Genomic DNA, 11,688 nt, shown 5'->3' on the forward strand with positions numbered 1-11,688 from the left:
CTCCCCTTATCCTATGGTCGATTGACGATGAGTGGACTGACGGCTCAGCTTTTTAGCATAGCGTGCTGCTGGATTGGCGCGCCATTCAAGCCACATCATAAAGCCAGTAATCAACATGGTCAGACCCAAATAAATAATCGCTGCGGCCATATAAAAAGTAAAGGGCTGCTGCGTTGATTGAGCGGCACGTGATGATTGGTACATAATGTCTTTGAGACCCACAACCGATACCAATGCGGTATCTTTGAGTAAGACCAAAAACAAATTACCCAATCCTGGCAACGCAATTTGCCAAACTTGTGGCAAAGTGATGCGATAAAACGTCTGAAAAGGACGCATACCAATCGCTTGCGCCGCTTCACGTTGTCCGATGGGAATCTCTTGAATTGACATGCGAAAGATTTCAGTCGCATAAGCGCCAAAAGCAATCGATAGCGCCATGACGCCACCCCAAAAGGCACTAATCTCAACATATTCGTTATAGCCGAATTTTTTGAGAATCGTCATCAGCAGTATCGAGCCGCCATAATAGATGAACAGCACCAATAGCAACTCAGGGATACCACGCATGGTTGCCGTATATACCGTCGCAAGCTTACGTAGCAGCCAGACATTAGACAGCTTAGCGGTCGCACCAAGCAAGCCCAAAGCCATACCAATAATTAAACTGGTAACGGCAAGCTTGATGGTGACGGTAGCGCCGCTCAGTAGTAGCGCGCCAAATCCTTGTAAATCAAACACAATTATCCACTCTGTCTCTTTATATTAGCAATTTGCAAAATATGAGTTAAAAGAATCAGCATCAATAGCTGAGCGCTGCTAATGATCGTATTTTATACCAAATTAGGTATGGGTATTTTGTGTCATATATTGACGTCAAAATGATACGAAAATTACTGCGAAAATTGACGCGGTAGAAATGAGGGCTGATTTTATCATATTCACTGCAAGCTATGTTAATACTCACATGTAAAAGCAGTGCCTAAATAGGCACTTATCTTCTTAAAAACGAGTCAAATCAGGACTGTTTTTATAAACCAAGCAGTCAATATAGCGAATATCCAACTATTTTTTAGAAAAAAAGAAGGGCACTACCATTAAGGCAATACCCTTCTTACTGATTAAATCAAAAACCAGCTGATGAGACATAACCATTTAAACGGTTGTTAATTCAGATTATGGCTACGTGCTCAACAAAGTATTTAGCGAGTCACTGAACAAATTACTTAACAAGTTACTGAGCTTACTCAGCAGGCTCTACTACCGTATCAGTCTCAGTTGCTGTTGTAGCACTAGTCTCTGGTACCGCAAAATATTTGTTATTAATATCATCATACGTGCCATTTGCTTTAATATTGGCCAACGCCTGATTGATCTTTGCTTGTAGCTCGTCACCTGGACGAACCGCGATTGCAAAGTTATCATTGATATCAATCTCTTCACCTTTGAGCCCATACTGACTGCCTGATGTTGAACCAAGCCACTCTAGTGCTGGCAATTTATCAGATACCATTGCATCAACACGGTTTGAACCCAAATCCAAAAACGCATTACTGAGCGTATCATACAGCTTCATATCAGCGTCTGGATACGCCTTCTCAAACCACTGCGAAGAGATGGTCGAGCGCTGAGCAGCGATAGAGTTTGCATTGATATCACTACTATTGCTGGGATCAAAACTGCTGTCTTTTTTGGCCAAAAAAACCAACGTATTGCTAAAGTATGGCTCAGTAAAGCTGACTTGTTGCTCACGCTCAGGGGTGACTGACATAGCCGCCACAATCGCATCATATTTACCTGCCTTTAGACCGGGAATAATACCGTCCCAATCTTGCGCCGTAATTTCACAAGTCATCTTCATATCGGCACAGAGAGCATTGGCAATATCTACATCAAAACCGCCAAGAGTGCCATCCGCATTGGTATAGTTAAAAGGCGCATAAGCACCCTCAGTCCCAATACGTAGCACTTCACCCGTCGTTTCTGCCTCAGCAGTCACTTGAGTGGCATCATCACTCGCATCATCTTGACCATTACTACAGCCTGCCAAAGTTAAAAGCGCAGCCATCGTCACTAAAGGCACTGAAAATCGTCGTGCCTTTATACCATTGATAACTGATGCGTTCGTGACTGCATTGTGTTGGTCAAAATGGTTTTTCATGATCATCCTTGGAGTTCGTTAATAGAAATATTGCTCATCGCTATCTGTTCACGGTACTGTTACCTCACCCTTATATCAACTAAAGATAGTGATAAACGGCGAGATACATCAGTAGTCGCTTGCGACTGTTTTTCTTCAGTAATTACTTTTCTTCAGCAGCCATCGCATCAGCTGGCGCTTCTTCAACACTATCAGTTGTTGCTACTGCTTTTTGTGCGGCAGCCGTTGAGCTAGTACCAAAATAGCTACCGGTGATCTGATCATAGGTACCGTTGTCTTTTAGCTCAGCCAAAGCAGTATTGAATTTAGCCACTAATGGATCACCTTTACGGAACGCGATACCCATAGCATCTTCTTCAGTGCTGATTTCTTGACCTTTTACTTCATAGTCTTTGCCAGCTTCGGTTTTTAGCCAATCGTTACCAGTGACTTTGTCAGACATCATCGCGCGCACACGACCTGAAGTCAGATCCAAATACGCATTGTCTTGAGTGTCATACAACTTGATGTCAGCTTCGGTATGTTCGTCTTGTAAATACTGTGAAGAGACTGTTGAACGCTGCGCAGCAATAGGCTGATTGTTTAGATCAGCAACGCTGATATCATCGCCTTTTTTACCAATCAAGATAATACCGGTATGAAAGTACGGCTCACTGAAATCCACGACTTCTTTACGCTCAGAGGTGATCGACATACCAGCGATGATTGCATCAAATTTCTGTGCATTTAGGCCAGGGATTAGACCATCCCAATCTTGAGAAATAACTTCACACTCAGCTTTCATTTGCGCACATAACGCATCGACCAGCTCAATCTCATAGCCAATCAGTTTGCCATCAGCATCGGTATAGCTAAATGGCTTATAGCTCGACTCTGTCGCAATTTTAATGTTTAAAGGCGCATCGCTAGCTGTATCAGCTTCAGCGCTTTCTGCTGGTGCTGAACTATTATTACAACCTGCCAACAGAAGCATTGCAGCGCTTAGCGGGGCAAGCCATAATGCTTTTTTACCCATTGATGATGTCATTGAATTTGTCATTCTCGTTGTTCCTTAATATAGTTACTAGCCGGTAGTCACTCATGACTGATGTATGAAAGCTCATTTATTACAGCTTATTGACCAAAGTTCGCCTGCTCAAGACGAGCCAGCTCACCGTTGCTACGGATTTCACTTAAGGCTTTGTCAAAATCAGCTTTGAGTGCATCACCTTTACGGACAGCAATAGCAATATTGTCATTGTTATCAATTTCATCGCCAACGATACCGAAGCCTTCAGTATTATCCGCTAACCATGATTTAGCAGAAACTTTTTCAGCCAATACGGCATCACTACGACCAGATTTCAGATCCAAGTAAGCATTGTCATAGTTGTCATACAACTGCACGGTATTACCGTCTTTACCTTCATAGTTATCTTGTAGATAAGCGCCAGGCGTGGTCGAACGTTGACCACCAAGGGTCAAGTCTTTGATCGACATAGGGTCAAAACCACCAGTGCTATCCGTCAACCATACCATCGTGTTGGCAAAGTAAGGCTCGCTGAAGTCTACTTTCTCTTGACGTTCAGGGGTAATCGACATACCTGCGATTACGGCATCGTATTTCTGTGCCAATAGACCTGGAATAATACCGTCCCAATCTTGAGCCACGATTTCACATTTAACTTGCATCTGATCACATAAGGCATTGGCGACGTCAATATCGTAACCTGCCAAAGTACCGTCAGCATTGGTATAGTTAAAAGGAGGATAAGCACCTTCGGTAGCGATACGAATGGTCTTGCCAGCCGTTTCTGCTGCAGGGGCATCAGCATTGCTATCGGCGGCTTCATTAGAAGATTGACCACAAGCGCTCAACATCAATGCTGCAGTAACGGTCATCGACGACCACAATAGGCGAGAATTCGACATCATACATTCCTTAAATTCTGATGGGTTTTTAATGTAGGGTTCTGATATTTTGTTCTCTGACGTCCCTGTCAGACAAGCAATATAGACAGCAAAATAAACAAGTAGCCGTCATAGATGACCACCCGTAAGCCTTTTGATAATACCTGAGTAAAATATCAAAAACAAACGTTTTGCATACCGACTGTCATTAACGAGTAATAAACAGTCAACGATACTTACTAATCCGTAATTTTCTATTTAAAACGACAATAGGATGGTAAGAGCCTTACCATCCTATTATTTTGAGTAGAGAATCAGAGCTTGCGAGAGCTGTTTGAGACAATGACTATTAGATACTTAGCTTTGATAAATATTTAGCTTTGATAAATACTTAGTTCTGACGATGTGACGCCATAAAGTCTTTAACACGCTCAGAGGTTGGGTTGTCAAAGACCTGCTCAGGGGTGCCAATCTCTTCAATCACACCTTGATGTAAGAATACTACTTTGCTTGATACTTCACGGGCAAAGCGCATCTCATGCGTGACGATAAGCATCGTGCGGCCTTCTTCTGCTAGCTCACGCATCACAGCGAGTACTTCATTGACCAGTTCAGGATCTAGAGCAGAGGTTGGCTCATCGAACAGGAGCACTTGCGGCTGCATAGCCAATGCACGTGCGATAGCCACACGCTGACGCTGACCACCAGACAAGTTCGCTGGATAAGCATCTTTCTTATCAAGTAGACCTACTTTATCTAGCAGTTTTTCAGCATCGCTAATGGCTTGGTCTTTTTTGATTTTCAAGACCTGCGTTGGCCCTTCGATGATGTTTTGCAAAATCGTTTTGTGTGGCCACAAGTTAAAGTTCTGAAAAACAAAGCCAACACGCGCGCGCAAGCGTTCTAATTGCTTGATTTCTGCCGCCTGCAACTCACCTGATTTGGCAGGCTTTAGCATGAGTTCATCGTTACCAATGATGATACGACCTTGATTGGGCTTTTCGAGCAAGTTAATGCAGCGCAATAAGGTGGATTTACCTGAGCCAGATGAGCCCAAAATTGAGATAACATCACCATCATATGCGGTAAGGGATACCCCTTTTAGCACTGCCAATGAGCCATAGCTTTTATGGATGTCTTGTAAATCTAAGGCGATAGGCCGAGTCGGATTTTTTTCAATATCAAGCATGGTTCAGCAGACTTCCAATAAATATGAATGAAAATACATAAAAAATCGTGGTATGGAGTATAAGTATCAACCCTAATAAGGTCGTGATACGCTTATAACTCGTCATACAAAGAGAAAAAGTGACACATTGTCTCTTATTACACAGTAAAAAGGCAAATCCTGCGTTTAAGCAATCTGCCACTCAGCATTTATAAACCACTGAATAGCTGACATAAAAAAGCTCAGACTGCATTTGCAGTGCTGAGCCTTATTTTATCACTTTCACGTACTAGGCGTTGTTTTATCTGTTTACCCACTTTCAATATCTAATGTGGATAAGTGATAGCTGCTTAATATGTCAAAAATCAATATGTCAAAACTTAACACGTCAAAACCTAGCATACCAAAACTTAGCACGTTAAAAATTAGTACGTCGAAACATGCTCTTCACTTTCAGTACCGTCTAACATCTCTGTATCATCGGCAGTTGCTACCGCTACATCGTCATTATCGCCCACTGCCATGCCATCATCGGCGCTAGCAACTGCAATATCATCGCCGTTACCTGCACTAGCCGCATCTTCCTCTACTGCCGTCTGTGCATCAGCCGCCGGCTCAGTTTCCATAGGGGCCTCATCTTTTTTACCACAGGCACTCAACGTCAGTGCAGCTGCCACTAACCCTATTGTTAACCAGTTTTTAGCCATTCCATTTTTTTCGATAGTATCATTTGTAGTAGCCATAATAATGCTCCGCTCGTTATAGTTAATGCTTAGCTATCAATAAAAATCATCTGATTAATAGCGTTGTATTGATATTCTTAAAAATACCAGTCTTAGCACTTACTATACTGACGATCGATCGTCGCTACCTTAGTACTTACAACGCAGTTCTGTTAAAACCATGTAACGATGTATTTGATTTTTAACCAACCTTTAACAGTAGCCATGTTAAAAATGTATGTGAATAAAATAAGAAGAGCATCAAGACAGTGCTCATAAACGCTTTATAAAACGGGCGCTGTTCACAAAATCAACTTTACTATCGACCTCATCTGCTCTATGTTAAATAGCATAATGCTGGATAAGCATTCAAATGTCACTTTTTGCCAAACTTTCGCCTTTTTGGGCGCTTTCATCTGTTTAAAACATTTATAGTTATAAGGAAAATAATTTATGAGTCAATCGAATACCACAGACATTACCGCATACATGCAATCTGTTGGCAAGCACGCACGCGCAGCCTCACGCGCCCTCGCTGCTGCCAATACTGGTGATAAGAACGCTGCCCTCATGGCCATTCATGATGTATTAAAAGCCGCCAAGCCAGATATTTTAGCGGCCAATAAGATCGATATGGACAATGGTCGAAACAACGATTTGGATGCCGCATTGCTTGATCGTCTGGAGCTAAATGATGCGCGCTTTGATGGCATGCTACAAGGTCTAAAAGACGTGGCATCGTTGCCAGACCCTATCGGTGAAGTCACTGATATGACCTATCAGCCATCAGGGATTCATTTGGGTAAAATGCGTGTACCACTTGGTGTGGTCGGTATGATTTATGAGTCTCGTCCTAACGTAACATTAGAAGCGGCTTCACTGGCATTAAAGTCAGGCAATGCCATTATTCTACGTGGTGGCTCTGAAGCTTTTGAATCCAACCAAGCGATTGCCAAATGTATCTTAGAAGGTCTAGAGAAGGTCAATCTATCTGGACATAGCGTGCAAGTACTACAAACCACTGACCGCGCCGCTGTCGGTGAGCTCATCACTATGACTGACTATGTCGACGTTATCGTACCACGTGGCGGCAAAGGTCTGATTGAACGTATCAGCCGTGATGCCCGTGTGCCTGTGATTAAGCATTTAGATGGCAACTGCCACACCTTTATTGACAGTGATGCAGATGCCGACATCGCTGTCAAAGTCAGTGTCAATGCAAAAACGCATCGCTACGGTACATGTAATACCATGGAGACACTACTGGTCGATGAATCAGTCGCCGATGAGCTATTACCAAAAATTGCTGAAGCTATCATCGCTGCTGACGATGCCATGCAACTGCGCCTTGATGACAAGTCACAAGCCATCTTAAACGACAATGCTACGCTCAAAGGCCATCTATCAGCTGCCACTGCTGAAGATTGGGATACCGAATACCTAGCCCCTATCCTAGCGGTAAAGGTCGTGTCTGGCATTGATGAAGCGATTGAGCATATCAATACCCATGGCAGTCATCATACTGATGTCATCATTACGGATAACTATACCAAGTCGCAACGTTTTATTCGTGAAGTAGATTCTGCCAGCGTCATGATTAATGCCTCCAGCCGTTTTGCTGATGGTTTTGAATATGGATTGGGTGCCGAGATTGGTATCTCAACGGACAAGATTCATGCTCGTGGTCCTGTAGGTTTAGAAGGTCTGACCTCACAAAAATGGATCGTGTATGGTCACGGTGAGACGCGCGCTTAACGGATAGCGTCTCAACCTAGCACTTATCTGCTTACTTAAAGTATAATTCACAAAAAACGTCAGCTCCATTGCTGGCGTTTTTTTATTAGGGATGAATAGGTTATACAGGCGGCGCAATCGTAATTTTGCACCATAACACAAACATGCGATAGGAAAGCAGGCTCATGCAAAGTGGTGAAATCAAACACTGGAATTCAGATAAAGGCTATGGCTTTATTGATGTCGACGATCAAAGTGAAGACGTATTTTTTCATATTAGCAAAGCGCGAATACCACAGCCGATAACGGTCGGACAGAGAGTCTACTTCAATAGTGCACGTAATGATAAAAATCAGTTGAGAGCAACCGAAGTATCCCCTGCTTCGCTCAGTCTTCAAGAAAATGGAAATACAGATACCGCTAAAAGTACGTCATACAATGCTAATCAGAACGATTCTAGGCAGAACAACTCTAATAATAACAATGCTAGCCGAAAAAGTACTGGTCGCAATACTAGAAACCAGTATCAAAATAAAAAAAGCCCGCTGTCTACGCTATTCAGTCTCATCGCCATTATCGCGGTCGCCTTTTACTTCTTTGATGATTTACAATCTACTTTCTTTGCTGGTAGCGCAGAATCTACAACGATACCTCAAACGTACTCTGACAACTCAAATCCAGTATCTGACTCTGTGGTAACGGGTGATGCGCAAATAGATCAGACCATCATGCTAATCAAGCAAGACGGGCCATTTCCCTACCCTAATAAAGATGGTACGACGTTTTATAATCGTGAGGGACAGCTACCAACACAATCAAAAGGCTACTATCGTGAATATACCGTGCCGACTCCTGGCATATCACATCGCGGTGCAAGACGTATCGTCACGGGTGGCAATCCGCCAACTGTCTATTATTTAACCGTTGACCACTATGATAGCTTTCGCAGACTGGACGTAAAATAATATGAGCCAAGCCATACATTATATAGACAAGAATAGTAACCAAAACGCTACAGCACTAAGTGCTAGCATCCCGACACAGGCTGTTACCATAGCAGCGGACGAAGTACTAAATAAAAACACGTTATTAACAAATCTAGCCAATGCCTGTGATTTTCCCAGTTATTTTTCACACAACTGGGATAGTGCGTGGGATTGCTTAACAGATAGCGACGTGACACACCTGCTGTTAGATCTAACATCGGTGAAAAAAATAGACACGGAAGATTTTAATGTCTTCAAAAGCATCATAGAAGATGCCTACACAGATTTTGGCAAGCCGCAATTGTGGGTGATCATGCCGTCTACGGATGACGCCTAGCCGATAAATCATCAAACAAGCCTGAATTCGAGATAAAGCCATATTTATCCCAAATTCAGGTTAATTTAGTTTTATAGAAAGGATTAACCTATGGAAATTACTTTAAATGGCTATTACACCCTAATCTTTGCCACCTTGGTACTATTGCTTGGACGATTTTTGGTCAAAAAAGTCAAGTTTTTAGAAGATTTTAATATTCCAGAACCAGTAGCAGGTGGTTTGATTGCTGCGGTCATTGTGTATGCTCTTAACTTTATTTGGGGCTACAGTTTTAATTTTCATCAAGGGTTACAAACGGCCACCATGCTGATGTTCTTTGCCTCTATCGGTCTGAGTGCTGATTTTGGTCGATTGAAAGCAGGTGGTACACCGTTACTGATTTTCACCATTGTAGTGTCGGTATTTATTATATTGCAAGACGTGGTTGGCGTGACAATGGCAAGCGCTTTAGGGCTGGATCCATTGCTCGGACTCGTCACAGGCTCTATCGCACTTACGGGTGGTCACGGTACGGCAGGCGCATGGGGCGCTGTATTAGAGCAAGAGTATGGTGTGGTTGGCGCAACTACCCTCGGCATTGCTGTTGCCACGTATGGCTTGGTAGCAGGTGGTATCGTTGGTGGTCCTGTTGCGCGTCGATTGATCAATAAACTTGGTCTAAAACCCGCACCCGCTAATGCTAACCCAAGTGATGTTGAAAAAGTGGCAGGTGCACAGTCGTTATACAGTACCAAGCACAGTGAAAAAGAAGCTGGCGATAATCAGGAGATGTTTGAAAAACCCGATAACATTCGCCTGATTACCGCATCATCGACCATCGAAACTTTAGCACTATTTGCTGGTGCTCTAGCATTTGCTGATTTGATGACCATCGTTGCCGAAGGTACTTCATTTGAGCTACCTACCTTTGTATGGGCACTAGCAGGCGGTGTGATTCTTCGTAATTCATTAACGATGATTTTTAACTTTGATATGTTTGACCGCGCGATTGATGTGATTGGTAATGCGTCATTGAGCCTATTCTTAGCCATGGCGTTGCTGTCATTGAAGCTATGGGAATTAACAGATTTGGCAGGCCCTGTACTGATTATATTGCTGGTACAGACGTTTGTGATGATTCTATACGTTTACTTTGTCACCTTTAAAGTGATGGGCAAAAACTATGATGCTGCGGTGCTATCGGCAGGTCATTGCGGTTTTGGTATGGGTGCAACGCCAACGGCAATTGCCAACATGCAGGCAGTTACGGATCGTTATCTACCGTCGCCTAAGGCATTTTTGATTGTACCAATGGTTGGTGCTTTCTTTGTCGATATCGTTAATGCGACGGTATTGCAGATATTTACTAAATTGCCGTTTATGTGATTTTAGATTTAAAATTAAAATGAACTGATTTAAAAAAGGCTAGGCTGGGCTGCGTTATCGTAACCCAGCCTTTTTGTTGTCTATTAAGACTTCCTATAATGGTTTGCTTGGCTTAAATTAGACTGTTACGTGGTGTTGTGAGAGTCATAAAATTCCAAATAAACTTATCAAATTATTGGAAGAAGATTAAGAAGTATTATTAGATGACTTAAGAGATTATATGAGCGGAGAGTTTGATTCATATATCAATAATTTGCCTGCCAAGTTCTTATTCGATTTCGTGATGGACTTGATAGGCTCTAAAATATATAACCAAGCCATCGATGATGCTGAAACTTGGCTATACGATATGTTTTTGGATATATTGGATGGCAGCCATGTGTTAGAGAGTAATTATTTTGATGATGTTCCAATAGACTTACTGCTTATACTTTCCAAAGGGAGCGTATGGAGCTAGAGTTCAAGTAAGCTGTGGCTTTAATCCAGATTTTATATATTATAAAGTTAAAGTTCTGGGTTAAAAACCCAGTCTACACATACTGTAATTTATGCAAAATTAATTGGGAGAAAATATGATAGATGTCTCTCCAGAACATATAGGGGACCTACTTGATTCAAGGTTTTTACAAGATGTAATCGAACACTACCGTGAAGAAGAAGAATTTAAGAGGTTAGATTTTAGTTGTGAGTCAGATGCCCGCTATGCTATAAGGCGATGGATAGGCAATAAACCAAAATTCTTACCTGAAGAGTTAAAGTACAGCTTTAATATTAATCTTAATAGCAACATGTGGAGTTCAAAGCAACACAAGAAGCTATTTAAGGAAAGTTTAAGATATGTCCTAACGAAAAAATTAATAGTTTCGGGTGCTCAATTACCGGGTATTGATTTCAATATCAAGGGTGCTCCGAAAGAATTTAACGCTTGGACTGAACCACACGATAAAAACTGGGTTTGGACTGAACGACATTGTAAAAATGCGGAAAATGCTCACCATAGATTTCTAATGTTACTTTGGGATGAATGGTTTGATGAGCCTTTTACTCCAGCAGATTTAGACTTATATCGTGAAAGAGTAGACCGTAATTTCATCTCATTTCCATTTAATCCAGATTGCTGGGGTGACGCTGAGTATAAGGAAAATTAAGGTAATCTTTAGGCATAGAGATGCATCAATTCGTGTCACCGTCTCGCCCAGACTGGCAGATACAAGCGTATGGTAGGGATATCTAAAGAGACAACCAAAAAAAACCACCTAGCACAAGCTAAGCGATTTTTCTTTTGACCAACTCTTAATCAGCGCCGTCTAAATCAGTACAGAGTT

General features: G+C 42.2%; 11 protein-coding genes and 1 pseudogene. 6 read left to right on the top strand and 6 right to left on the bottom strand.

Annotation, left to right across the window (positions count from 1 at the left end; translation table 11 throughout):
- Positions 1-6: 6 nt before the first annotated feature.
- The 6 genes from JMW61_RS02340 to JMW61_RS02365 all read right to left on the bottom strand — a co-directional run bounded on the left by JMW61_RS02340 (position 7) and on the right by JMW61_RS02365 (position 5,962).
- A complete protein-coding gene (locus JMW61_RS02340; protein WP_194195957.1) occupies positions 7-741 on the bottom strand; it encodes an ABC transporter permease in 735 nt (244 codons plus the stop codon).
- A 502-nt stretch (positions 742-1,243) separates the two neighbouring features.
- Entirely contained in the window at positions 1,244-2,161 is a 918-nt protein-coding gene (locus JMW61_RS02345) for an ABC transporter substrate-binding protein (RefSeq protein ID WP_201549143.1), read from the bottom strand.
- A 142-nt stretch (positions 2,162-2,303) separates the two neighbouring features.
- Positions 2,304-3,200: a transporter substrate-binding domain-containing protein gene (locus tag JMW61_RS02350; RefSeq protein WP_201549145.1), complete on the bottom strand. Its 897-nt coding sequence runs from the start codon at positions 3,198-3,200 to the stop codon at positions 2,304-2,306.
- A gap of 74 nt (positions 3,201-3,274) precedes the next feature.
- Complete coding sequence (locus JMW61_RS02355; RefSeq protein ID WP_181416207.1) at positions 3,275-4,075, bottom strand: transporter substrate-binding domain-containing protein; 801 nt, start codon at positions 4,073-4,075, stop codon at positions 3,275-3,277.
- Between the two features lie 367 nt (positions 4,076-4,442).
- Entirely contained in the window at positions 4,443-5,240 is a 798-nt protein-coding gene (locus JMW61_RS02360) for an ABC transporter ATP-binding protein (protein ID WP_110921791.1), read from the bottom strand.
- Positions 5,241-5,644: 404 nt separating this feature from the next.
- Positions 5,645-5,962 carry a hypothetical protein gene (locus tag JMW61_RS02365; RefSeq protein WP_201549147.1) on the bottom strand — a complete coding sequence of 106 codons (318 nt, stop codon included), beginning with the start codon at positions 5,960-5,962 and terminating at the stop codon, positions 5,645-5,647.
- A gap of 432 nt (positions 5,963-6,394) precedes the next feature.
- Between JMW61_RS02365 and JMW61_RS02370 the strand changes: the two genes are divergently transcribed.
- From JMW61_RS02370 to JMW61_RS02395, 6 genes and pseudogenes are all read left to right on the top strand, one after another.
- Complete coding sequence (locus JMW61_RS02370; RefSeq protein ID WP_201549149.1) at positions 6,395-7,696, top strand: glutamate-5-semialdehyde dehydrogenase; 1,302 nt, start codon at positions 6,395-6,397, stop codon at positions 7,694-7,696.
- Between the two features lie 164 nt (positions 7,697-7,860).
- Positions 7,861-8,640 (top strand): ribonuclease domain-containing protein, encoded by a 780-nt coding sequence (locus JMW61_RS14315; RefSeq protein WP_201549158.1) that lies wholly within the window; start codon positions 7,861-7,863, stop codon positions 8,638-8,640.
- A 1-nt stretch (position 8,641) separates the two neighbouring features.
- Positions 8,642-8,998: a barstar family protein gene (locus tag JMW61_RS02380; RefSeq protein WP_201549160.1), complete on the top strand. Its 357-nt coding sequence runs from the start codon at positions 8,642-8,644 to the stop codon at positions 8,996-8,998.
- Between the two features lie 90 nt (positions 8,999-9,088).
- Entirely contained in the window at positions 9,089-10,363 is a 1,275-nt protein-coding gene (locus tag JMW61_RS02385; protein ID WP_201549162.1) for a sodium/glutamate symporter, read from the top strand.
- Positions 10,364-10,571: 208 nt separating this feature from the next.
- Positions 10,572-10,820 (top strand): annotated as a pseudogene (locus JMW61_RS02390) (DUF2164 family protein); the annotation flags it as partial.
- 115 nt (positions 10,821-10,935) lie between these two features.
- Positions 10,936-11,511, top strand: coding sequence for a hypothetical protein (locus JMW61_RS02395; RefSeq protein ID WP_201549166.1), 576 nt, complete (start codon positions 10,936-10,938; stop codon positions 11,509-11,511).
- Positions 11,512-11,688 lie beyond the last annotated feature (177 nt).

The organism is Psychrobacter fjordensis, assembly GCF_904845995.1.
GTDB classification, from domain to species: Bacteria; Pseudomonadota; Gammaproteobacteria; order Pseudomonadales; family Moraxellaceae; genus Psychrobacter; species Psychrobacter fjordensis.

Excerpts from the sequence above, each read along its gene's own strand:
- JMW61_RS02345 (WP_201549143.1), bottom strand. The coding sequence starts at position 2,161 with ATGAAAAACCATTTTGACCAACACAATGCAGTCACGAACGCATCAGTT.
- JMW61_RS02350 (WP_201549145.1), bottom strand. The coding sequence starts at position 3,200 with ATGACAAATTCAATGACATCATCAATGGGTAAAAAAGCATTATGGCTT.
- JMW61_RS02355 (WP_181416207.1), bottom strand. The coding sequence starts at position 4,075 with ATGATGTCGAATTCTCGCCTATTGTGGTCGTCGATGACCGTTACTGCA.
- JMW61_RS02360 (WP_110921791.1), bottom strand. The coding sequence starts at position 5,240 with ATGCTTGATATTGAAAAAAATCCGACTCGGCCTATCGCCTTAGATTTA.
- JMW61_RS02365 (WP_201549147.1), bottom strand. The coding sequence starts at position 5,962 with ATGGCTACTACAAATGATACTATCGAAAAAAATGGAATGGCTAAAAAC.
- JMW61_RS02370 (WP_201549149.1), top strand. The coding sequence starts at position 6,395 with ATGAGTCAATCGAATACCACAGACATTACCGCATACATGCAATCTGTT.
- JMW61_RS14315 (WP_201549158.1), top strand. The coding sequence starts at position 7,861 with ATGCAAAGTGGTGAAATCAAACACTGGAATTCAGATAAAGGCTATGGC.
- JMW61_RS02380 (WP_201549160.1), top strand. The coding sequence starts at position 8,642 with ATGAGCCAAGCCATACATTATATAGACAAGAATAGTAACCAAAACGCT.
- JMW61_RS02385 (WP_201549162.1), top strand. The coding sequence starts at position 9,089 with ATGGAAATTACTTTAAATGGCTATTACACCCTAATCTTTGCCACCTTG.
- JMW61_RS02395 (WP_201549166.1), top strand. The coding sequence starts at position 10,936 with ATGATAGATGTCTCTCCAGAACATATAGGGGACCTACTTGATTCAAGG.